Genomic DNA, 22,692 nt, shown 5'->3' on the forward strand with positions numbered 1-22,692 from the left:
CCCCCTCGCCGCCCCCGACCCCCTCCCCGAACCCGAACCCCTCGACGAACCCGAGCCACTCGACGAGCCCGAGCCACTAGACGAACCCGAGCCACTCGACGAGCCCGAACCGCTCGACGAACCCGAACCACTCGACGAACCCGAACCACTCGACGAGCCCGAGCCACTAGACGAGCCCGAACCACTCGACGAGCCCGAACCGCTTGACGAACCCGAGCCACTCGATGAACCCGAACCACTCGACGAGCCCGAACCGCTCGACGAACCCGAGCCACTAGACGAGCCCGAACCACTCGACGAACCCGAGCTGCTGCTGGGCGCGCAGTTGCCGAAGATGCAGAGCACCGCATAGCCCTTGTTGACCGCGTTGCTCGCCGGAAAGCCCCACACTGGCCCATTGGCTGGCGTATCCGGCAGCGAAGCGTTCGTCTGCTTCAGCATGGCCTGCCACACGCTATTGGTAGGGTCCTGCATCTGCTTGGTCGTCAGCCCATTGCCCAGCATCGGCTGCATGGATGGGCTATTGGGCATGTTTTGCATTGGGTCGTTGCCAATCAGTCCGTTCGTACTCGCTGACTTGTCCCAGATGACATTGATCGTAGGGCCCGGATAGTCATAGAACACATAGCCGACAATGCTTCCCCGATATCCTCCGCTGGCAAGACTCTGGGTTCCAGCGGCATAGCTGTTGATGATGGACGACGTGCTTCCGCTCCCCAGGCTCCCCACCAGGCCACCCGCCGCCCAAGCGCCATACACGGCTCCGGTGGCGTAACTGCTGCCGATCATCACCCCGCTACCGCTAGCACCCACCAGGCCACCGGCGTAACCGAGACTGCCAATACCCGTGGCAGTCACCGGGCCCGTGGCATAGCTTTGCGAGATCGTGGTACTCGCGCTGCCGATCAGGCCGCCGACGGTATCCGAGCCGGTCACCATCCCGGTCGCAAAGCTGGCTTCGACCGTTCCCCCGATAACGCTGCCGAACAATCCACCAACGCTGTAACCACCGCTCACCGAGCCGGTTGCATAGTTCCACGTCATGCGTTCGGTCATCGTGGAACTGTCGCCGTAGTCGATGTTGCCTACGGCACCGCCTACATTGTTGACGCCAGACGCCGAGACATTCACCGTGGCATAGCTGTGGTTGAGACCGCCTCCCACGATATTCCCCACCAGCCCGCCGACGTTGTCCGCGGATCCCGTGACCGACCCGCTGCCGGTGACATAGCTGTTGTTGACGCCCCCCTGATTCTGGAAGCCGACCAGGCCACCCACGTCGCCCTGCCCGGTCACGCCCGCCGCGCCCAGCACCACGCCGACGTTGCGGATGGCACCGCTGTTCTGCGAGAACAGCCCCACCTGGTCGGTGGTCGGCAGGTTGATCTCCAGCCCTGTAATCCGGTGCCCCAGGCCTTCGAACACACCGGTGAAGGCCCCGAGGTTGGCACCGGCCATGCCGATCGGCGTGAAGGTGCTGTTCAGCGCCACGTCGCCGCCCAGGAAATAGTGGCCGTTCAGCGCCAGGTTCTGCAGGTCCGCCTGCGAAGTGATCTGCGTGTAGAGGTTGCCGTTGATGGTCAGGCTGCCGCTCGAAGTGAAGTCGAGCCGCCCTGTGAAGCCGCTGCCGTCCATGCTCACGCCCATGCGCACGGAGCCGCCGCTGACCGAGGTGCCGGTGTTCATCGCCAGCGAGCCTTGCCCGCTCGCGCTGGCCACCGCATTGAAGTTGATGTTGTTCTGCGCGTTCAGTGTCAGCGTATTGGCGTTCCACGTCACTGCGTCGTTGACGTTGATGCTGCCGTTGTCGGTGGTGCTGGTCCCCGCCGTGGCGCCATCGGTGGAACTGATGGTGACATTGCTGGAGGCCAGCTTCGCGCTCAGCGCCGAGCCGGTGATATCGCCGCCCGACGCGGCAATGGTGTAGCTGTTCGGATCGATCAGCCAGTTCCCGGTCTTGCCCTGCGGCGCGCGCGTATCCACCATCGCGCTGTCCGCGATCTTCACGTGCGAGCCCGACGTCTCCACGAAGCCCCCATCCCCTCCCAGGTTGCCGCCGCGCGCGCTGATGGTGCCGTCCACCGTGGTCAGGCTGTTGGCGTTGCCCAGGTCCGCGATCGCTGTCACCGTGCCCCCCTTGCCCGCGCTCTGCGCTGCGGCGTCGGCGTGGATGGTGCCGCTCTGCCGGATGGTGTCGCTGGCCAGCAGGCGTACCGTGCCGCCGTCGCTGCTCAGGCCGCTCGCTTCCAGCGTGCCGGTGTTTCGCACCACGCCGCCCTGCAGCCGGTCGGCCGCCTGCGCCGACAGGATGATCAGGCCGCCCGGCGCGCGCACCGCGTTGCCGTTCTCCACCAGGGCCTGGATCGTGACCGGCGTCACCTGGATATTGGCCAGCGTGTGGTCGCCGCTGAATTGCAGCTGGTAGGTCTCGCCGGCGGCCAGCGCCACCGTGCCGAGCTGCGCCACTACCACGCCGTGGTTGCGCACCTCCGGCGCCAGCAGCGCGATATAGCCGCCCAGCGCTGCCTGGATCTGCCCGTCGTTGACGATGCCGCCGGTGGCGCCGTTGCGCGCGAAGCGGTAGTTGCCCGCCATGAAGTCGGCATTGCCGATGCCGTGCGTGGTCGCCACCAGGCTGCCCACGTTGACGCTGGCGCCCGGCCCGAAGTACATCCCCGCCGGGTTGACGAAGAACACCTGTCCCGGCGCGTTGATGTGGCCGTAGATCTGGCTGGGGTTGCTGTCCAGCACGCGGTTCAGGATGGCCGCGCTCGCCGAGGGCTGCTGGAAGTTCACCGTGGCCGCGCTGCCCACGTTGAAGCTCTGCCAGTTGACCACGGCGTTCTGCGAGGTCTGCGTCACCGTGGCGGTGTTGCCGCTGCTGCTGATGCTGGCCTGCCCGGCGGCCACCTGGCCGCCGGTGGGCAGCTGGTTCGGCGCTGGCGGCGCAGCATGCGCCAGGCCGATGCCCACCAGCGCCGCCACCAGAGGCTTGATGGCCAGGGCGGCGCGCGGCGCGCCGCCGCCCACGCTGCCGCTGGCCTTGCCCCGGCTGCGCGCAGTCTCGGCCACGACGACCCAGGCACGCACGAGTTCGCTCCAGATCAGGCGATAGATCTTGTTCATGGTCTGACTCCGGAAAACTTAGAACGACAGGCTGGCGGTTAGCCAGACGCGGTTCTTGATCAGGGAGCCGTCCTGGTCCTTGCCGGACGGCGTGGCGTTGGGGTTGCCGCCGATGCGGTGCGCCCAGGTCGCGCCCAGGTTCACCCCGCGCCCGGGTTGCCATTGCACGGCCAGCCCCGCCCCTTGCAGGTGGTAGCTGTTGACCGGCGGCGCGCCGGGGAAGTTGTTGTCGCGGTTGACGGTGACGTGGCCCCAGTCGTAGAAGCCCGATAGCGACACGCCGTAGGGCAGGCGCCAGCGCAGTTCCAGGTTCACCAGCTGGCCTTCGCTGCCGCCGCCTTCGCCGATCGGATAGGCGCGCACGCCGCTCGGACCGCCCAGGTAGAACTTCTCCGACGAGTCCAGGTTCTTGCTCGCCATCTGCCCCGACAGCGCGGCTGTGGCCGACAGCGCGTCGCTCAGCACCTGCTGGCGCGACATGCCGTAGCGCATCTTGAGGAACTGGCCGGCCGTGCGCAGCGTCATGGCGTCGGCCGCCTGCGTGGGCGACTGGCCCAGATTCAGGCTGCCGCCGGTCAGCATCGCGCTGGCCGTGTTGGCGCCGCCCCCGCCCAGCCCGTCGAACAGGTTGCCGTTCAGCCCCAAGCTCAGCGTGTTGTCGAAGTAGCGGCTGGTGGTGACCTGGCTGGCCTCGTTGTCGTAGGTCTTGTGGTCGTAGTTGACCACCAGGTAGAGGTTGCGCTGGCGCGCCCGCACCAGCGGGTAGCTCGCCTCCAGCCCCACCGTGTTGGAGTTGCCGCGCGCGGCCAGCGCCTTGAAGTCGTCCGTCACCAGCCGGTAGTCCAGGCGCGAGGCGTTCACGCCGACGCGCCAGCCGTCATAGCCGACCGGCACCGTGTAGCCCAGGCGCAGGTAGCGGTAGCCCTCGCTCACCAGCCCGTTGGCCAGTAGCTGGTCGCCGAAGCCGGCCAGGCTGTTGACGCTGGCATTGCCCACCATGCGTGCCGCCCCGGTCGAGCGCGCGCCCTGGTTGTCCACGCCCACGTTGCCCGTCACCAGCGGCGTCTCGACGAAGTTCAGCGCGAGGTCGGTCTCCTGCTCCCGCGCGCCCGGCTGCAGCCGCCCTACCAGCGATACGCCCGGCAGGTCGTTGGCCAGCAGCAGCGCGCGGTCCAGCGTCTCGGTGTTGAGCGGCGCGCTCACCGCCTGGTGCGCGGCGAAACCGGCCTCGATGCGCTCGCGGCTGACGCGCTGCGGGCCCTGGCCCTCGATGCGCACGCCGCCGAACACGCCCTCCACCACCTGGATGGTGACCACGCCCTCGCGCACGTCCTGCGCCGGCAGGTAGGCCCGCACCACCCAGCCGGCCGCGCGGTAGGCCTCGGCCACCGCGGTGGCGGCCGCCTGCAGTTCGCTGAAGGACAGCGGCCGGTTCAGGAAGCCGGCCACCACCGGCGCCAGCTGCGCCTCGCTCAGTTGCTGATTGCCGGCGAAGCGGAAGGCGCTCACCGTGACGGTGGCCTCGCCGCGCTGGTGCAGCGGCGGTGGCGGCGCCGTGCGGTCCGGCGCCACTGGCCGCGGCAAGGCCGGCGGCAGCTCGGGCTCGATCTGCTGGCGCAGCGCGCCGGCGTCCGGCGGGGTCTGGGCCAGGGCGGGGGCGGCGGCCAGGGCCGTCAGGCACAGGCCGACGAGTTGCCGCGCGCGCGAGGCGGGGCGGCGGGGCAAGCTGGGGAATAAGCGGTACATGGAGGGCGACCAGTCACTTTTTGACAGGCGCCGATGCTAGCGAGCCCCCCGCGTGCAAAGCTGACAAGTTCTGACATCGGCTGACGCTGCGCGCGAAAACGGCATTTTTGCGTCTCATGCTCCACTCTTGAGGTGGGGCGAAAACCATCAGCGGGGCGGGAGAAGCAGCGCGGTTCGAGCTGGCTGTTCATGCCGGCAACAGGCGGCAGGGAAGTGTCCCGCGAGCTGCTGCCAGCTGCACCGCCATCACTGCCAGGGCCCGACGACACTTGGGCACGCGACGCTGTGCCTGCGCGGCCAAGGGCCGGCATCGCGCGCGGCACGCAGGGTCAAAGCCCCTCTCTGTAGGGATGCCCAGAGCGCACGTCGATAGGTAGCATTCGCTTGCCCCACCCATGCTTCACATCACAAGCGGAGGAAATATGCGCAAGCTTGGTCTCACCTTGACTCTCATTACTTTGTGGGCTGCCGGGCCGACGCACGCCGGGCCACTGGAGGACGTGCAACGACTCGTTGCAAAAGCCAGTGCAGCACCGGTCACGTTTTCTGATGGCACAAGCCAGTGGATTGACAACCCTTTCGTTTACCGCACGTCCAATGGGAAGGCCATCATCGTCAAGGCGGCGGACCTGAAGCTCGATACTGATGGTGCCTCAAAGGAGATCCGGGCTTGTGACAACACGTCTGCCGCCGGCACCGCTCTTCCAGGTCCAAAGGGAAAGCCGACGGACGCAAACATCACGCCATATTTTGTATTGCCTGGGTGCGCCGATGCCGCAAATAAAGCGGCTTGCAAGGCTCCTTACAAGCAACTAGGCATGCAACTGGGCGACCTGGCAACCGTGATTTCCGGGGACAAGATTGCATTTGCTATTGCAGCAGACTCGGGGCCCGAGAAGAAGTTTGGCGAAGGGTCGATCCAACTACATCGCCAGCTAGGTCACGAGGTCGTAGGGAAAGTCGCAGGCAGACCCAAGTGTGCGGCGAATCGCTCGCTGGCGAGCGAGACTTACCTGGTGGTCTTCCCAGGCTCCAACAAGACATGGCTGCCGAACGACCGGATTCAGCAAGAAGCCGGTGCGCTCTGGAACGGCTTGCTGTCTGAAGAGGCTGAGGCAAAGTAGGTCCTGCGGATAGCTGCTTCGGCAGTCTGGCGCCGAGGATGGCGTCGGTATCCGACCGGCACCGCGGTTTGCCGTGTCAAACGATGCCGTCCGCGAGAGGGCGTTGGACCGCTATGTCGTCCAATGCCCTGTCGGCGGTGCAATAGCGAGGCCATTCTGAACCAGGAAGGAAGGCAGGCAGCAGGCGAATTCGGTGCAGCGGAATCGGAGCCGCTCTGGCCACAAGCCCGGCATCCCGCTTATCCCGCTTCTGCAAAACAGATCTAACGCTTCATCTCCAGGCCTGCCTCATGGATATGCTTGTGACCACGCACTCGGCACATGCCGCGACGACTCACCGCACAGCGATTTGATCAGCGTTTCCCTTTAGCAGGAGGGGCTGATGCAGTGCCCTGCCCAAACCTCGCAATGTGAGGGCAGCCATGACAGTCGCAATGGAATCGGGGAGTTGCCGCGCGCACGCGTCCGCCAGCATAAAGTTGTTCCGCTTCGAGAAGCAACGTTGGGGGACCGCGCCAAAGCGGGGGCTACGGTCAGGCCTCCCTCAGGAGGATAATGAGCCACCCACAATGCGCTCATGTCCTTCGATCCTCGACCGGCGATCTCCGCCACTCCACGTGGCAACGATGCGCCATTGCGCCGTGGCCGTTCATGAAATGCGCGGCAGGCTATTGGCCACCGCGGGCCTCTGCAAGTGCAACCGTCAAATGCTGCACCTTCTTTTTCAACTGATCGCGCTCTTCGGTGATCTGTGCAACCAATAGCGTCAGGCGGTGAATTGCAAGTTGATCGGGTGTGGCGTCGCTGGGTGGGGGCGCCGGTTCGGGCTTGGGTGGCACGCGGGCCTCGCGCACCTGCCTCGCCACCTGGCGCAGTTCCTTCTTGCCTCCAGCAACGGCCGCTACCTGCTTCTCGCCAGGCAAGGAGGCCACGGCAGCCGCAGCGTTGATGGAAATCACGCCCGCCTTCACTGCGCTGACCAACTCCGGCGCAGCTGTCTTCTGGATTCTCTCGATCTGACCGAGCGTCGCACTGCTCACCCGCGCTGTGCGGGCAACAGCCTCGCGAGTCAACACTGGATCGGCCCCGGATTGCGTGGCGACTTCAGCCCCGGCAGGCTCTGCGGAACAACGCTGGGCTTGCGCTTGTGCCAGACGCGCGGATACGATTTCCTTCTTCCGCAGTGCGAGTATGCCTCGTTGGAAATCCGATACGCTGCGCCGCCCGAGGTGATTGTCGATCATCCACAGGTGCACATCGTCCATCGACTGGAACGTCTGGTTTTGCACCGTATTGAAAGGGATTCCGTGCTCCTGGCAGATGCTGTAGCGGTTGTGTCCGTCCACCAGGAGATCGCCCCACAACACCAGCGCATCGCGGCACCCTTCCGAGAGTAAGCTGCGTTCGAGTGCCGCGTATTCGCCTTCTGTAAGTGGATCGATGTAGGCGCGGAGGTCTTCGTTGATGGTGATCGTCATGGGTCAAATGAAAATGGAGGCACGGTAGTGTACACATTGCTGCCGTCTTCAAGCTGTGGGGCAATCCTGCAATCTTCAGCGCGCCGCTCCAAAATGCCGTCGTTGCTTTGCACGCCATACTTCCATGTCTGCTTTGGGACTCGAAGCGCTCGGTGCACTTGGGGCGGACTGGCGGGATGCCGAACGTCAGGCCCACACGGCCACGAAAGCGCTCCGGGAGAGGAGAGCAAGCGCCAGGCCGAGGCTCGCTAGCGGTTGCCGTAGGCGTTGCGTACCCAATTCTCGATGGACCTCGAGCGCACCCCGGGCAGGTCGCGGTAGCACAGGCGCAGGGAGTGGAGCGGCAGGCAGGCGAGGCGGAGGGGCAGGGCGGATGTCGCCGGATGCGCCGGGTAAAGCCGCCTGAAACCCCAATTTCGGAAAGCGAAATTGGCGCCAGCGGTGAAATCGCCGATGCTTGGAGCCTGCCAAGCGGAGCCGTCGATCCGGCGCGCCGGTCCCGGTCCGCATAGAACAAAGAAGGAGACACGGCATCATGATGCAAACGCGCACCGTCGGCGACCTAAAGGTCACCCGTATCCTCGAATATGCGGGTCCCACGCACGATCCGGCTTTCCTGTTCCCCGACATCGACCGCTCGGTCCTGGAGGCGAATGCCGGCCTGATGGCGCCGCGCCACTGGATACCTCACATGAACAAGCTGATCGTGACGATCCAGTTCTGGGTGGTGCATGCGGGGAGCCATATCATCGTCGTCGATACCGGCGTGGGCAACTTCAAGCCGCGCGCGGGCATCGCGCGCATGAACATGCTCAACACGCTGGTGCGCGAATGGATGATCGCGGCCGGGGCACCGCCGGAGAAGGTCACCCATGTGGTCATGACGCACCTGCATGCCGACCACGTCGGCTGGAACACCACCTGGCAGGACAACCGCTGGGTGCCCACCTTCCCCAACGCGCGCTACTACCTCCCCAAGGACGACTTCGTTTTCTGCGAGCAGGGCCGCAACAAGGAGCCGGGCGTGGTGGACGTGTTCGGCGAATCGTTCTTCGACAGCGTGATGCCGGTGGTCGATGCGGGCCTGGCCGAGATGATCGAGCCGGGGCGCGAGATCGCCGATTGCCTGCAGGTAGAGGCCGCTGCCGGCCACAGCCCGGGGCAGGTCGCGTTCCGGGTCCGTTCGCACGGCGAGGAGGCAATCTTCTGCGGCGACATCCTGCACAGCCCGCTGCAGATCGTGCGCCCGGACCTGAACTCGGGCTACTGTATCCGCCCCGACCTTGCCCGCAGCACCCGCCTGGCCTTCCTCAACCAGGCCGCCGACAGCGGCGCGCTGGTGCTGCCGGTGCATTTCGGCGAGCCGTATTGCGGCTACGTGCGGCGCCAGGGCCAGGGCTTCCGCTTCGAGCCGGCGGGCTGGTAGCCCACGGCGGCCGGGCTGCGCGCTGGCACCCGCTCCATGGCGCCAGGTCTCTCCCGCATCGGGGGTATCATCCCCACTACACGATTGAGCCGCGAGACCATGCTGCATGGCTGTTCCCTTCGACATCACCGACTTCCGCCTCTTCGTCAACGTGGCGGAAACGCGCAGCCTGACCCGTGGCGCCGAGCGTTCGTTTCTTTCAGTGCCGGCGGTCAGCAACCGCATCAAGAACCTCGAGGACACGCTCGGCGTACGTTTGCTGGAGCGCTCGCCGCAGGGCGTGGCGCTGACGGCGGCCGGCGAGGTCTACCTGCAGCACGCGCGCGTGGTGCTGGCCGAGCTGGAGCGGCTCACCGGCAACCTGCAGCCCTTCACCGCAGGCCTGAGCGGGCAGGTCAAGCTGGTGGCCAACACCACCGCCATCACCGAATACCTGCCGCCGGTCATCGGGGAGTACCTCGCCACCCATCCGGATGTGCGCATCGACGTGCGCGAGCGCCTGAGCGATGACGTGGTGCGCGTGGTCCGCGAGGGCGGCGCCGATCTCGGCATCATCTCCGGCAATGTGCCTACAGCAGGCCTGCAGGCAGTGCCCTTCGTCAAGAGCGCGCTGATCCTGGTCGCGCCGCTCGGCCATCCGCTGCTCGCGGAGCCGGCCGTGTGGTTCGAGCAGTCGCTCGAGCATGCCTTCGTTGCCTTGCTCGAGGGCAGCGCCTACCAGATGTTCCTGACGCGCGCCGCGGGCGCGCTGCACAAGCCCATGACGATCCGCGTGCACGTGGCCAGCTACGACGCCACCTGCCGCATGGTGGCCGCCGGTGCCGGCATCGCCATCGTGCCCAAGGCCGCCTTCGCGCGTCTCAGGAGCGAGCAGCGCATCGGCTGCAGCGACCTGCGCGATGACTGGGCCGTGCGCACCTTCCAGGTCTGCGCGCGCGATCTGGAGGGCCTATCCAGCTTCGCGCGCGAGTTCGCCAACCGCCTGATCGGCCATTACGCGCCCGCCGGCGGCGCGGGCTAGCCGCGGGGGCGGCAGGCCACCTCTCACGCTTCCTGCACGCCCAGGGCGCCTTCTCGCCGCCTTGCTTTCACCGTTCGCCGTCGCCCTCGGCACGGCGCGCCAGGCCCTTCGCCGTTCGCCGCGTGGCATGAGCGCACCTTGCCGAAGGCTTCCCGCCAGCCCTTCACTACGGCTCTGGCCCAGTGCTTAACGCAGTGCTAAGGGTGCTTGCAAATCGCGAAATTGTTCGGCCGGCAGGTGCATGGCAACCTTGCCGTACCCGATAACAACGACGCGAGACATGATCGACAAGCTCTACGCAACGGCGCGCGAGGCGGTAGCCGACGTGGCCGACGGCGCCACCATCGCCATCGGCGGATTCGGCGGCGCCGGCATGCCCGACGAACTGATCGACGCCCTGATCGAGCAGGGCGCCAAGGATCTCACGGTGGTGAGCAACAACGCCGGCAACGGCGATACCGGCCTCGCCGCGCTGCTCAAGGCGCGCCGCGTACGCAGGCTGATGTGCTCCTTCCCGCGCCAGCGCGATGCCTACGTCTTCGAGGCACTGTACCGCGCGGGCGAGATCGAGCTGGAAGTGATTCCTCAAGGCACGCTGGCCGAGCGCCTGCGCGCAGCCGGCTGCGGCATCGGCGGCTTCTATACGCCGACCGGCCACGGCACGCTGCTGGCGGCAGGCAAGGAAGCGCGCCGCATCGGCGCGCGCGACTACGTGCTCGAGTATCCCATCCACGTTGACGTGGCCCTGATCAACGCCGCGGCAGCCGACCGCTGGGGCAACCTCGTCTACAACAAGACCGCGCGCAACTTCGCGCCCGTGATGGCGATGGCCGCCACCACCACCATCGCCGCGGTGACGCGTGTGTGCGAACTGGGCGAGCTTGACCCCGAGGCCGTCGTCACGCCCGGCATCTTCGTCAAGCGCGTGGTGCTGCGCGACGGTGCCTGCGCGCTGCCGATGCGCCGGCTGGAAGGCGCGGCGGCAAACCTGCAGGCGGGCGCGAAGGCAAGCGCACACGCAAGCGCACAGACAAGGTGAGGCAAATGGACCAAGTGGCAAGAAACCTGCTAGCCGCGCGCGTGGCGCGCGACATCCCCAACGGTGCCTACGTCAACCTCGGCATCGGCCTGCCCACGCTGGTGGCCAACCATCTGCCACGCCACCGCGAAATTATCCTGCACAGCGAGAACGGCGTGCTGGGGCAGTGGTCGGCCGCCGAACCCGGCCAGGAAGACTGGGAGCTGATCAACGCCGGCAAGGAAGCGATCCGGCTGGAGCGCGGCGCGGCCTTTTTCCATCATGCCGACGCCTTTGGCATGATGCGCGGCGGCCATCTCGACATCTGCGTGCTTGGCGCCTTCCAGGTCTCGGAGCGCGGCGACCTCGCTAACTGGCACACCGGCGCGCCCGACGCCATCCCCGCGGTGGGCGGCGCCATGGACCTGGCCATCGGCGCCAGGCAGGTGTTCGTGATGATGGACCACCTGACCAAGGACGGCGCGAGCAAGCTGCGCCGCCAGTGCAGCTACCCGCTCACCGGGATGGCATGCGTGAGCCGCGTGTACACCGAGCTCGGCACCTTTGCCATCGGCCCGCAAGGGGTGTCGGTCATCGAGATCGTTGGCGACATGCCGCCGCAGGGGCTGCAGTCGGTCACCGACGTGGCGCTCGACTTCACGACCATGGTCATGGCCGAGTACGCCTGAGCATCGGGCGGGCGGCGCGCGCGACAGCGGGACCAAGACAAGACAAAACAAAAGAGTCAGAACAGACAGGAGACGACAATGACAGGTTGGTACAAGGCTGGGAATGCCCAGCAGAAGAAAACGTTCTGGGCCTGCTATTCCGGCTGGGCGCTGGATTCCTTCGACATGCAGATGTTCAGCTTCCTGCTGCCCGCGCTGACCGCGGCGTGGGGCCTGAGCAAGGCCGAAGTGGGTGTCCTCGGCACCGTGGCGCTGGTCGTCACCGCTATCGGCGGCTGGGGCGCCGGCATTCTCAGCGACCGCTACGGCCGCGCGCGCATCCTGGTGTTCGCCATTGTCTGGTTCACGTTCTTCGGCGTGCTTGCCGGCTTCGCGCAGTCGTACAACCAGTTGCTGGTCGCGCGCACGCTGCAAGGGCTGGGCTTCGGCGGCGAATGGGCCGTTGGCGCCGCGCTGATGGCCGAGGTGATCGACCCCAAGCACCGCGGCAAGGCCATGGGCTTCGTGCAGTCCGGCTTCGCCCTGGGCTGGGCTCTGGCGGTGGTGGTGGCCACGGCGCTGCTGGCCTGGCTGCCGCACGACCTGGCCTGGCGCGTGGCCTTCTGGAGCGGCGTGATCCCGGCGTCGATCGTGCTCTTCATCCGCCGCCATATCAAGGACTCGGCCATGTTCGAGCGCGCCAGGCAGAGCCGCATGCCGCGCGCCTCGCTGGCCTCGGTGTTCAGCCGTCAGTACGCGCGCTCGCTGATCCTCTCCAGCGTACTGGTGATCGGCCTGCAGGCCGGCTGCTACGCCATCCTGATCTGGCTGCCCTCGTTGCTCGCCCAGCGCCAGGTGGCCGCGTCCTCGATGATCGTCACCGTATTCATCATGTCCTTCGGCTCGTTCTGCGGCTTCGCCGTGGCCGCGGACCTGGCCGACCGCATCGGCCGGCGCCCCACGCTGATCGGCCTGGCCGTGTGCGCGTGGATCGTCACCGCCAGCTATATGCTGCTGCCGCTCAACCCGGTGCTGGCCGCCGTGCTCGGCTTCCTGGTCGGCTTCTCCGCGATTGGCATGTTCGCCGCGCTGGGGCCTTTCCTGAGCGAGCTGTTCCCCACCCACGTGCGCACTACCTGCATGGGTTTCGCCTACAACGTCGGCAAGTCGGTAGGCGCGGGCTCCGTCGTCGGCGTCGGCGTGTTGTCCACCCACATCGGCCTCGCCAACGCCATGGGCGCCTTCTGTCTGGTGGCCTATGCCATCGCCGTGTTCGGCATCCTGCTGTTGCCCGAGACGCGTGGCATCGCCATCGAGCACATCGGCGCAGCGGAAGGTGCCCATGCCGCGGCACCGCTCGCCGAGCCCGCGCGGGCGCATACTTGACGCGCGGCGCCGGCAGGCGCGCGCCACACAGAACTGATCCATACCAAGAGGAGACGCGATGATCCGCATGCTGTACCTGCTGGTGAAGCCAGAAGGCATGTCCGATGCCACCTTCCGCGCCGAATGCCGGCGGCACTACGACATGTCGCACGACGTGCCGGGCCTGCACAAGTACGAGGTCCGCCTCGTCGCCGAGCAGCCCACCGACACCCACGTGCCCTTCTTCGACATCGGCCACGTCGACGCGATCGGCGAATGCTGGTTCGAGAACGAAGCGGCCTACGCCACCTATATGGCCTCCGACATCCGCAAGACCTGGTTCGAGCATGGCAAGACCTTCATTGGCCGACTCAAGCCCTTGCGCACCGAGACGGTCGGCGGCGATGGCACGGGCTGAGCTGGACCGGCCTCCACGGTCCACTACCGGGCGGGCCCCGAAATCATCCTTCAAGGAGACACCGTGCTTTACCATGTGCATATCGACGTAAAGATCCCCGACTCCCTGCCGGTCGAGCAGGCCGACGCCATCAAGGCCGCCGAGAAGGCGCGCGCCATCGAGATCCAGAAGTCCGGGAAGTGGCCCCACCTGTGGCGCGTCGTGGGCCGCTACGCCAACGTCAGTATCTTCGACGTGCAGAGCAACGATGAACTGCACGCGCTGCTGTCGTCGCTGCCGCTGTTTCCCTATATGACCATCCAGGTCACGCCGCTGGCGCAGCATCCGTCGGCGATCTGATGGCGGCGGGGACGGGGACGTCACCGAGATTATCGTGATCGGCCGACGTCCCCTGCAAGACTACGACGATCCGCGCCTCAACGTTGTCATCACACCGCATCTGGAACGTCTCCAGGCGGTAGACGACGCGCTCGCCGGTGTCGATGCCTGTTTCTTCTGTGCGGGAGTCTCCTCCTTCGGCATGTCGGAGTCCGCATACCGCGCGGTGACCTACGATCTCACGCCTCATGTCGCGCAACAACTGCTTGCTCGCAATCCGCGCATGACAATGGTGTAGGTGTCCGGAGCCGGCGCAGACAGCAGCGAGAAAGGCAGCACGATGTGGGCCCGTGTTCGCGGTTAAACGGAGAACGCCTTGCGGCGGCTGCCGTTTCGCCAGGTGGCTATCTTCCGGCCTTCCGCAATCATTCCTGAAGACGGCATCGCGTCGCGCACCAACGTATATCGGTGGATGTGCATCTTGCTGAAGCCGATGCTGACCATGCTTCGGCGTCTCTCCCCAGAGAGTGTTCTGACCACGCAGATCATCGGTGACGCCATGCTCAACGCCGTACGACACGGCGTGCCACATGCCATCCTGGCGCCTGCCGACATTCATCGATTGGCCTCCTCACCGGCGTGATCGGCATGTGCGGCCGTGAATCGGCCGGTGATGACGGTCTGAACACAGAATGCAAGGCTACCTTCCCAGTGTCGTGCTTACCGGAGCCGCCGCGCTGGACATGGATCGGAACTCCGTTGGCCATCGATACCAGAATGAGAGATCACGCCAGCGGTGTGTCGGCGAGATGCTCGAGGAGCAGTGGCGAGATCCGGTCGGCCCCACGCCACCAGGCCACCCCAGTCGTGCGCAACCAGATGCAAGCGCTCGATGCCCAGTTGGCCGGCGAACACCAAGGCGTCCGGCCGGAGGTGCCCGGAGGCGCAGGATGCGATGTCCTTGGGGGCGTCAGCGGCGAATCCGCGCTGGTCGACAGCAACCGCTCGATAGCCCGCCCCGCCGAGCGCGACCAGCACCTCGTGCCAGCAGTCGGCGCACTCGGGCCACCCGTGCAGCAGCAGGACGCATTCGCCACTCCGCGGACCTGCAGCGAGAGCCGTATGCGTATGTGGCTCGGAGACGAGTGACAGCGTCTCAAGCGCAGAGTGCGAGGTGGACGAGGCAAGGCAGGTCATCGGTGTAGCACCAATCGGGCGGTTGTGTGGACCATGTTCGTCGGGGCCAATTAGCTTGGGACGTGTCGCCCGATCAGGTTGATCTCGGGAGTCTGATTAGCCTTGCAGTAGTCTCGATAACGGGCCAGGGCCGAGCGCCAGGTCTCGATGTATGCAACCTCCCCGGCTTCGTTGAGGAAGTGCAGTTCTCCGGTCGACACAACCAATGCCATGCCGACTTGAGCAGGATCTTGCCGCTAACCGGGGTGAAGGGGATCCAAGGGGAGGATTTGCCGCTGATATGAACTGTGTCGATCGCGGAAACTTCGTTGAGGACTTGCGTGGCTTCTGCTTTCATTGGGGAGCGTCTCCGTTTGGTCAAGGTTGGGATAGGACGGGCACTGCAGTGGAAAGGTGCTCGATATCCAGTGGCTATTAAAAGGGAATCGGCGACCAGAAACTTGACCTACGCTGCCTCCATTTGTACTTTGCGCGCCAATGTCTTCTTTCCGAAGGTGCGGGCTGTATACGGAAGTGGCGCCTTTCTGGGAGGGAGCGGCGACGTATGCGGGCAAGATCGCTGTACCCAGGTTTCGAGCGGGCCGGTCCTGAGCGGCCGGGAATGGGTGCCTCAGTCATTCAACGCCCCATCTTTGGATGACCCAAACTGGCCGGAAGCGGTCAAAGAGGGGAGTCTTGGGCCCAGGCGTGCCTGAAACTCCACATGGCTGCCAGGGACGGCCATCCCGGTAAACTGCATGGGAATCAAAGGGCTCCTATATGGGCCACTTCACGTCGACTTCCTGCAGCAGATGGCCGGTCTGGATGTAGTCCCCAAGTTTGGCGCCTTTTGCTTCGACGGCCTCAAATTCAAATGCTGGTAAGCCGCCACTTTGGGGATTTCGAATATGTAAGCAACATTTTCGTATATTGGCTGACGAGATTTGGGAGGACAATTCCAGTTCACGGAACTTCATAAGAGCGACATGCAGGAACTGTCCGGTTCAACTTTCGACGACTTTCGCGGTATTCGGTTTGTGCTCACGGATATGGACGAAACCCTCACCTATCGGGGGCGTCTTTCCGCCGCGACATACGCGGCACTGGAAAGGTTGCAGACCCTCGGCATACAAGTGATACCTGTCACGGCCGCGCCCGCGGGTTGGTGCGACCAGATGGCTCGGATGTGGCCGATCGATGGTGTGATCGGGGAAAACGGTGGAATCTTCCTGAGGCGCAGTCCGGATGCGCATGGCGTAGTTCGCCGGTATTGGCATGCAGTGGAAGCGCAAGCTGAAGTCGCGACGCAATTGCAGCGCATTGCGCATACAGTGAAGGCAGCAGTGCCGGAGGCGGTTATGGCCGATGACCAGGCGTTTCGCTTGACCAGTATTGCCTTTTCCCGAACCTACGATCCTTCGGTTGACAAGAAAATCGTTGATGCCTTGCGGGAAGCTGGTGCTAACACGACGGTCAACAATCTGTGGATCCTGGGTTGGCTTGGCGGGTACGACAAGCTGTCGATGACGCGCCGTGTCATGCGCGAAGCTTACGGCGTCGACATCGATGCGAAGCGAGACGCGATTCTCTACACGGGCGACTCGACAAACGATGCTCCTATGTTTGCCTTCTTCAAACATACCATCGGCGTAAGCACGGTAAGAGAGTACTTGTCGGATATTCCGGTCCCACCGGTATGGATCACGGATGGTCCTGGGGGCCGTGGCTTCATCGAGGCAGCAGACGCGGTCATCAGGTCTCAACGATAGTCAGAGTCAATGTAGTGGTAATGCTCTCCGCGCAGGGCGGCGTCCCTAGCCGCAACCTAGGCGCGCATCAAGCGCGTGTGAGGTCTGGCGAGCGATGCGCCACGCGGCGTCGGGCGATGCGGGCGATGCAGGAGCACAGAATTGTCGATGCAGCGCATCCGAGCCAGGCCGCGCATCGTCAAGTAAAGGGCGCCGTCGCTCGGGATGCCCATCTGCACGCCATCGATCTCCGCCTCTTTGACCGGGAAAAGTCCGGATTGAGTGTGCTGCCCGGAAAGGCCGTTTGCGAGCATCACGGATGAGCGCGACCCGTACACTGACCGCGCGCGCAGCCGGGACTCCGTCACTGCCATATCACGCATACAGCCAGGAGGGCGGTTCCTGGCCCGCCCCGCGTTGGTCAGGCCGCAGGCATTGGTATCTGCGCTGCCCTGTACAGCACGCGGACGGATACCGGCTCATCGCGGCCCCGCAGGCGGGCGGCAAGCTGCGGCAGGCCCGAGGCTGAAACGCCGGCATGGTGGAATACCTGATCCGAAACGATCGCCTCGCACGCCATCTCCTTTGTCAGCTGCTCAAGTCTCGAGGCCACATTCAATGGATCGCCAATTGCGGTGAATGTGACATGCTCGCGGAATCCGATCTCGCCCACGACGGCACGGCCGCAATGCAATCCAATGCCAAACCGGATTCTGGTTTGCAACTGCTGCTCGAGCACGGCGTTGAGCTCGTCAATCTTCGCCGCCACCAACGGTACCGCGCGGAGCGCCTGTCGACAGGCGGCCGACGGCTCGCTGCTCAAGCCAAATATGGCGAGCACGGCGTCTCCCATGAACTGGTTTGGGAGACCGCCCTCCTGGACTACCGCGGAGCAGACCGCGCTCACGAAGCGACTGACCACGAATATGCTGTCGAACGGCAATTGTGCCGCGGCAAGCCTTGTCGAATCCCGCATGTCCACGAACATGAACGCCGCGAACCGCTCTTGCGGCATGACTTCCTGCTGGCGCCGCTGCAAGAAGGCTGTCGATGCTGCCGGGGGTACCAGTGGCCACACGGAGAGATCATGGGTGGGCCGCAACTGGCAGGCCAGGCGCAATGTCTGCGTGTCAGCGCCGAGCCGTTCCAGAACGCGATGCTCCGCCCCGGCAGGGGCCGGCAGCGGAACATCGCTGAGCACACGCACCCGGCACAGCGTACATCGGGCACGACCACCGCAGCTGCTGGCATGGGGAATGCCGGCCATGCGGCTTGCCTCGAGCACCGAAAATCCGAGCGGTGCGAATACCGTTCGCCCGTCCGGGTACGTGATGCGGAACCGCCCGCCCCGGCGCTCCCGGACCGTGCGCGCGAGTCGCGCGGCCAGCACCAGCAGCAGCGCACCACCATCGAAGAGCAGGAAATCGTTGCGCAGCCCGGCAAGCCAGAGATTCTGCGGCCCGGTTCCGACGGTCGTCGGCCGGATCGCGGCGGCGCGCCAGACCGGGTCCTGCGCAAGCGCAACCACCTCACGTCCGCCTTGCAGGAAGCCCAGTAGCGCGAGCATGGGGAGCAGGACGGCGGCGCTCGTCAGCACGCTCCGCCATGCCCCGAACCACGGTTTCAATCGCAGCCAGAACCAGATGCCGTAGCACCCATGCAGCCAGGCGACCACCAACAGCATCAACTGCACCCGCGCAAAGAAAGGGGAATCGATCCAGAACGCGTACAGCACCTGGGCATAACCTTTGTCCAGGCCGAACTCGGCAAAGGCAATCCGCGTATTTACAACATGGTTGGCCAGCAGCGGCGGTATGCACAAGCCGAGCACGAGTTGCGCCACTTCACCCGGGGTCCAGTGCAAGGAGCGCCGTTCGTACAGAGCCCACAACCCCAGGAAGAAATGCGTCGCCAGTGCGGAGTACAGAACGACCGTTCCAACCCATCCCTGCCAGATGAACTTCTGCACCAGCAGATCCCGCTCCAGCCATGCGAGCGAAATATTCCCGAGCGAGTGGTTCAGGAGGTGCGTGCCGACATAGCAGAACAGCACCATGCCGGTTGCCAGCCGGACCGATCGCACGCCGGCTGGCCACAACCAGCGAAAAGAGCGAAAGTGTGACATGCGCGACTCTCCACATACCCCGACGGCCGGAATCTGGCGCGATCGGATCCTGGGGCAGTGTCACACGGACCCGCTGGTCCGCACGCACGATTGGCAAGAATCCGCGTTCCAGGGCCGCCGGCGGATTGGTGGCGGCCCTGCGTTCCACCGGACCTTGCCTACCGCACGGTGACGGTCGCTTTCATATGCGGGTGGATACCGCAATATACGTTGTAGACCCCGGGCTTGTCGAACCTGAACTGATACGTATCGTCCTGATCGAGTGCATTGGAATGGAAGATGCCAGCTTCGCTGACGACTGTATGCGGTTCGCTGTCCAGATTTTTCCAGGTCACGGTCGAGCCGGTCTTGACGGTGAGCGACATGGGCGAGAACATGAAATTCTTGATCAGGATCGCATTGGCGTCTTGCGCCTGCGCGACGGTGAACACGGATGCCAATGCTGCCATGAGCATCGCGCGCCCGATGGTGGCGGCCGATACGCATTGAATGATAGTGGATAGCATGGTTTGGATCCTTGGTGGGTGCAGGGATGGATTCAGGCGAGCGTCGCATCGGCAAGCGTCGCCTGGAGCGGGTATTGCGAGATCCTGACGCTGGTAACGCCGAGCATCCTGGGGAGCTGATCGTTCGGCACCTTCAGCGGCATGGGGCCAGGGCCATTGCCGGCCGCAGGTTGCGGATAGGCGGTCGAGCGCGCTGTATGGAAGGTGATATTCCCTTCCACCTTGGAAACGATCTGATGGATATGTCCGTTCAGGACCGTGACCGAACCAAAACGCTTCAGGTAGCTCAGCGCCTGGCCGGCATCGCCGGTGCCCCAGCCCCACGGTTCGTAGATCGTCCACATCGGCATGTGCGCAAACACGACGATCGGTGTGCTGGATGCGCGCCATTTCAGGTCACTTTCCAGCCAGGCAAGCTGGTCGTCGCCCAGGCTGCCCAGACCATTTGCCTTGAAATGCATGACGTTGACGAGCCCGATGAAGTGCACGCCTTTGTGGTCGAAGCTGTAATAGCCCCTGTTGTCCGACGCTTGGCCGAAACGGTTGAAGTACTCGACGCCAGGCCCGTCTGTCACATCATGTTCGCCGGGCACGGTGTGCAATTCCGTGATACTCAGTCCCGACAGCAATTGGGCCGCGAGATCGAACTCAGCCGGCCTGGAAAGATGGGTGATATCGCCCGTGTGGATCGTCAGGGCTGGCTTGGCTGGCATGGCGTTGACGAGGTCAATCGTCTGCCTGAGCGTACCCGCGACGTCCGGATTGGCGTCCTTGTTGAATCCAATGTGCGTGTCGCTGATCTGAAGGAACAAGGGAACGCCTGAAACCGCTGACTGCGCCTTTGTACTGGCGGCCAGGGCCAGCTCCACTGGCGTGAGGACGCCCCCAGCCAGGACAAACAGGGTGCCGGCGCTGCCGAATGCGAGGCATTTCAATACATCGCGGCGCGGCGGATTGGAAGGAAGATCTGATGGCATGGTGTCCTCTCGACTGCGGTTCAGGAGACAGGTCGCCGGATCGGCCGGCGGGTCTGCGCGGGTGGTTCCAACCGCTAAACTGCGGCGGCGTCCGCTTTATTCCCGCAATCGGAGATCACGCCGCTGGCGGCCCGAAGCATCCCGCCGCAGCAGTCCGCTCGCGCATGTTGGTCAAGATGGTTCAGTAGGTGGCCGACGGACGTCGCATGGGGGGAGAACGGCAGAGTCGCGCCTGCGCAGGAACCGCGTGTCGAAAGCCGCCAAAGCGTATGCGCCTGCCTTGGCTGCGAACGGAGGAATGGCATGTGTCCGCTTTCGGGCGAGATACCGTCGCTGAGTGTGGGCGGACAATGCCTGCAATCCGGGGCCTCGTCTCCCCGCGGTTGAAGAACCCTGGCCCAAGGGGGCGCCCCTTCCGGGTCAAGCCCGAATGAACCGACTCGCTGAAATGTTGACGGCGGATGCCGCCATGGAGAGGTCGAGGGGATAGGCCAGCACCTTCGCCGGTCGGCTAGCGATCACCGCCATCAACGTAGCGTGTGTGCTGATATCGTTGCACGATGCTTCGGCCTCCGTGCCGGCCGGCTTTCAACGGCATTTGCACTGCTTCCGTGATCCAACCGGCAATCAGGCGCGCTTTCTCTTGCTACGACCTGAGGGGCCCTCCGAGGCACTTCTGTTGCCATCGTGGTTCAATCGCTCCAGGACCCGCCTGGCCTTGCCCTCGCAGTCTTCGCCTTCCGTGCTGCCGTCGATCTCGTCGATCAGTGCGACAAGGCGGTGCTTGCTCTGCGCCAGACGCTGCTCCAGCAACTCGATCTCGCCGATCTTGCGCCGGAGGGCCCGGAGGAGCTGGTCATGCGGCCACTTGTCCAGGTCCGGTGGCAGGATGGCTCGGATCTCTTCCAGAGAGAAGCCCGAATCTTGCGCGCACATGATGATCTCAAGCCTGGTCAATGCTTCCGGCGCGTATTCGCGATAGCCGTTGGCTTGCCGCTGCGCGGGCTCGAGCAGGCCGCTCGCTTCGTAAAACCGGATGCGTGAGGCGGCAACGCCGCTCTGCCGAGCCAGCTCCCCGATTTTCATCCGCATTCTCCCAGGTCTTGACCTTAAAGTTGACTTTAAGCTTAAAGTCAGGCTCTCGTCAAATCAGGAGGTCTCCCATGGCGCTGTTCACACCCCTTGCCCTGCCCAATGGCGCGGTGATTCCCAACCGTCTCGCTAAAGCGGCCATGGAAGAGAACATGGCGGACGCGGACCACGCCCCATCGGATGCGCTCCTGCGCTTGTACGATGCCTGGGCCAACGGCATGGCAGGCCTGATCCTGACGGGCAATGTCATGATCGATCACCGTGCCATGACCGGGCCGAACGGTGTGGTGCTGGAAGACGACACACACCTGGACCGCTTCCAGCGTTGGGCCCGGATCGCCCGGGCCCGCGGCGCCCATGTCTGGATGCAGATCAACCACCCCGGGCGCCAGATGCCTGCGGCACTCGGCCAGACCACCCTGGCGCCGTCGGCCGTTGCGCTGGACCTGGGGGCGCTGTCCAGGCAGTTCCCCGTGCCCAGGGAAATGACCGGCCGGGACATCGCCGATGTGCAGCAGCGCTTCACACGATCCGCCCGACTGGCGGAAAGAAGCGGCTTTACCGGGGTGCAGATCCATGCGGCCCATGGCTACCTGTTGAGCCAGTTCCTGTCACCGCTCACCAACAAACGGCAGGACCAATGGGGCGGCAGTATCGAGAACCGTGCACGCCTGCTGCTCGACATCGTCCGGTCCGTACGAAGCGCGGTATCGCCCCAGTTCGCAGTCTCGGTCAAGCTGAATTCGGCCGACTTCCAGCGCGGCGGCTTCAGCGCCGATGACGCCAAGCGAGTGGTCGAGATGCTCAATCCGCTCAACGTCGACCTGATCGAGCTGTCGGGTGGAAGCTATGAGGCGCCGGCAATGCAGGGGCAAGCCCGTGATGGCCGCACGCTCGCCCGGGAAGCCTATTTCCTGGAGTTTGCGCGCGACATCGCCTCCGTCGCGCGCATGCCCTTGATGGTCACCGGAGGCATTCGCCGCCGTGCCGTGGCCGAACAGGTTATCGACAGTGGCATCGCCATGGCGGGCATCGCCACAGCGCTGTCAATCGACCCGGATCTGCCGCGCAATTGGCATGCAGGAAAGAACAACGCGCCCGCGCTGCGGTCGATCAGCTGGAAGAACAAGACGCTGGGTTCGCTGGCCAATATGGCTGTCGTCAAGTTCCAGCTCAAGAGGCTCAGCGAGGGACGTGTCACGGATCCACGCGTCTCGCCCCTCAGAGCGCTATTGTTACAGCAGTTGTCCACCTCGTGCCAGACGCGGCGCTACCGACGACGGACGGTCCAGCGCGCAAGCACCCGTTAGTGGTGGTAGCTCCGTTCCTTCACGCTTCACACGACGTGTGTGCGGTTGAT

At 64.8% G+C, this 22,692-nt stretch carries 21 protein-coding genes; 12 read left to right on the top strand and 9 right to left on the bottom strand.

What is annotated here, in order from left to right:
* On the bottom strand, window positions 1–3,126 hold a 3,126-nt coding region (locus tag AC3FOF_RS33440; RefSeq protein WP_488729029.1), incomplete at its 3' end, for a two-partner secretion domain-containing protein.
* An 18-nt stretch (window positions 3,127–3,144) separates the two neighbouring features.
* Window positions 3,145–4,872 carry a ShlB/FhaC/HecB family hemolysin secretion/activation protein gene (locus AC3FOF_RS33445; RefSeq protein ID WP_488729030.1) on the bottom strand — a complete coding sequence of 576 codons (1,728 nt, stop codon included), beginning with the start codon at window positions 4,870–4,872 and terminating at the stop codon, window positions 3,145–3,147.
* 422 nt (window positions 4,873–5,294) lie between these two features.
* Between AC3FOF_RS33445 and AC3FOF_RS33450 the strand changes: the two genes are divergently transcribed.
* Window positions 5,295–5,996 (top strand): glycoside hydrolase family 75 protein, encoded by a 702-nt coding sequence (locus AC3FOF_RS33450; protein ID WP_017224262.1) that lies wholly within the window; start codon window positions 5,295–5,297, stop codon window positions 5,994–5,996.
* 668 nt (window positions 5,997–6,664) lie between these two features.
* Here AC3FOF_RS33450 and AC3FOF_RS33455 read toward each other — a convergent pair.
* Window positions 6,665–7,474 carry a ParB N-terminal domain-containing protein gene (locus tag AC3FOF_RS33455; protein ID WP_488729031.1) on the bottom strand — a complete coding sequence of 270 codons (810 nt, stop codon included), beginning with the start codon at window positions 7,472–7,474 and terminating at the stop codon, window positions 6,665–6,667.
* A 535-nt stretch (window positions 7,475–8,009) separates the two neighbouring features.
* Here AC3FOF_RS33455 and AC3FOF_RS33460 point away from each other — a divergent pair.
* From AC3FOF_RS33460 to AC3FOF_RS33500, 9 genes are all read left to right on the top strand, one after another.
* Entirely contained in the window at window positions 8,010–8,900 is an 891-nt protein-coding gene (locus AC3FOF_RS33460) for an MBL fold metallo-hydrolase (RefSeq protein ID WP_488729032.1), read from the top strand.
* 106 nt (window positions 8,901–9,006) lie between these two features.
* Window positions 9,007–9,921 carry a LysR family transcriptional regulator gene (locus AC3FOF_RS33465; RefSeq protein ID WP_276266364.1) on the top strand — a complete coding sequence of 305 codons (915 nt, stop codon included), beginning with the start codon at window positions 9,007–9,009 and terminating at the stop codon, window positions 9,919–9,921.
* Window positions 9,922–10,201: 280 nt separating this feature from the next.
* A complete protein-coding gene (locus AC3FOF_RS33470; RefSeq protein WP_017224258.1) occupies window positions 10,202–10,960 on the top strand; it encodes a 3-oxoacid CoA-transferase subunit A in 759 nt (252 codons plus the stop codon).
* 5 nt (window positions 10,961–10,965) lie between these two features.
* The gene (locus AC3FOF_RS33475) at window positions 10,966–11,628 is read left to right on the top strand and encodes a 3-oxoacid CoA-transferase subunit B (protein ID WP_488729033.1); all 663 of its coding nucleotides are present in this window, start codon (window positions 10,966–10,968) and stop codon (window positions 11,626–11,628) included.
* A gap of 78 nt (window positions 11,629–11,706) precedes the next feature.
* Window positions 11,707–12,993 carry an MFS transporter gene (locus tag AC3FOF_RS33480; RefSeq protein WP_488729034.1) on the top strand — a complete coding sequence of 429 codons (1,287 nt, stop codon included), beginning with the start codon at window positions 11,707–11,709 and terminating at the stop codon, window positions 12,991–12,993.
* A 58-nt stretch (window positions 12,994–13,051) separates the two neighbouring features.
* Window positions 13,052–13,390: a 4-carboxymethyl-4-methylbutenolide mutase MmlI gene (mmlI, locus tag AC3FOF_RS33485; protein ID WP_017224255.1), complete on the top strand. Its 339-nt coding sequence runs from the start codon at window positions 13,052–13,054 to the stop codon at window positions 13,388–13,390.
* Between the two features lie 63 nt (window positions 13,391–13,453).
* On the top strand, window positions 13,454–13,729 hold the full coding sequence (catC, locus tag AC3FOF_RS33490; RefSeq protein WP_017224254.1) for a muconolactone Delta-isomerase: 276 nt from the start codon (window positions 13,454–13,456) through the stop codon (window positions 13,727–13,729).
* Between the two features lie 34 nt (window positions 13,730–13,763).
* Window positions 13,764–14,006 carry a hypothetical protein gene (locus AC3FOF_RS33495; RefSeq protein ID WP_488729035.1) on the top strand — a complete coding sequence of 81 codons (243 nt, stop codon included), beginning with the start codon at window positions 13,764–13,766 and terminating at the stop codon, window positions 14,004–14,006.
* A gap of 78 nt (window positions 14,007–14,084) precedes the next feature.
* Window positions 14,085–14,351 (top strand): hypothetical protein, encoded by a 267-nt coding sequence (locus AC3FOF_RS33500; RefSeq protein WP_488729036.1) that lies wholly within the window; start codon window positions 14,085–14,087, stop codon window positions 14,349–14,351.
* A gap of 77 nt (window positions 14,352–14,428) precedes the next feature.
* On the opposite strand, the gene AC3FOF_RS33505 is transcribed toward AC3FOF_RS33500, so the two are convergent.
* Window positions 14,429–14,905: an alpha/beta fold hydrolase gene (locus AC3FOF_RS33505; protein ID WP_488729037.1), complete on the bottom strand. Its 477-nt coding sequence runs from the start codon at window positions 14,903–14,905 to the stop codon at window positions 14,429–14,431.
* 965 nt (window positions 14,906–15,870) lie between these two features.
* Here AC3FOF_RS33505 and AC3FOF_RS33510 point away from each other — a divergent pair.
* On the top strand, window positions 15,871–16,653 hold the full coding sequence (locus AC3FOF_RS33510) for an HAD-IIB family hydrolase (RefSeq protein WP_488729038.1): 783 nt from the start codon (window positions 15,871–15,873) through the stop codon (window positions 16,651–16,653).
* A 56-nt stretch (window positions 16,654–16,709) separates the two neighbouring features.
* Here AC3FOF_RS33510 and AC3FOF_RS33515 read toward each other — a convergent pair whose 3' ends face one another.
* From AC3FOF_RS33515 to AC3FOF_RS33535, 5 genes are all read right to left on the bottom strand, one after another.
* Complete coding sequence (locus tag AC3FOF_RS33515) at window positions 16,710–16,949, bottom strand: hypothetical protein (RefSeq protein WP_488729039.1); 240 nt, start codon at window positions 16,947–16,949, stop codon at window positions 16,710–16,712.
* A 104-nt stretch (window positions 16,950–17,053) separates the two neighbouring features.
* The gene (locus tag AC3FOF_RS33520) at window positions 17,054–18,757 is read right to left on the bottom strand and encodes an adenylate/guanylate cyclase domain-containing protein (protein WP_488729040.1); all 1,704 of its coding nucleotides are present in this window, start codon (window positions 18,755–18,757) and stop codon (window positions 17,054–17,056) included.
* A 158-nt stretch (window positions 18,758–18,915) separates the two neighbouring features.
* The gene (locus tag AC3FOF_RS33525; protein WP_488729041.1) at window positions 18,916–19,263 is read right to left on the bottom strand and encodes a cupredoxin domain-containing protein; all 348 of its coding nucleotides are present in this window, start codon (window positions 19,261–19,263) and stop codon (window positions 18,916–18,918) included.
* A gap of 32 nt (window positions 19,264–19,295) precedes the next feature.
* Window positions 19,296–20,240, bottom strand: coding sequence for a metallophosphoesterase family protein (locus tag AC3FOF_RS33530; protein ID WP_035805658.1), 945 nt, complete (start codon window positions 20,238–20,240; stop codon window positions 19,296–19,298).
* 627 nt (window positions 20,241–20,867) lie between these two features.
* On the bottom strand, window positions 20,868–21,326 hold the full coding sequence (locus tag AC3FOF_RS33535) for a MerR family transcriptional regulator (RefSeq protein ID WP_017224249.1): 459 nt from the start codon (window positions 21,324–21,326) through the stop codon (window positions 20,868–20,870).
* Window positions 21,327–21,403: 77 nt separating this feature from the next.
* Between AC3FOF_RS33535 and AC3FOF_RS33540 the strand changes: the two genes are divergently transcribed.
* A complete protein-coding gene (locus AC3FOF_RS33540) occupies window positions 21,404–22,642 on the top strand; it encodes an NADH:flavin oxidoreductase/NADH oxidase family protein (protein WP_488729042.1) in 1,239 nt (412 codons plus the stop codon).
* Window positions 22,643–22,692 lie beyond the last annotated feature (50 nt).

It is taken from the genome of Cupriavidus sp. 96C5-1 (genome assembly GCF_057798855.1).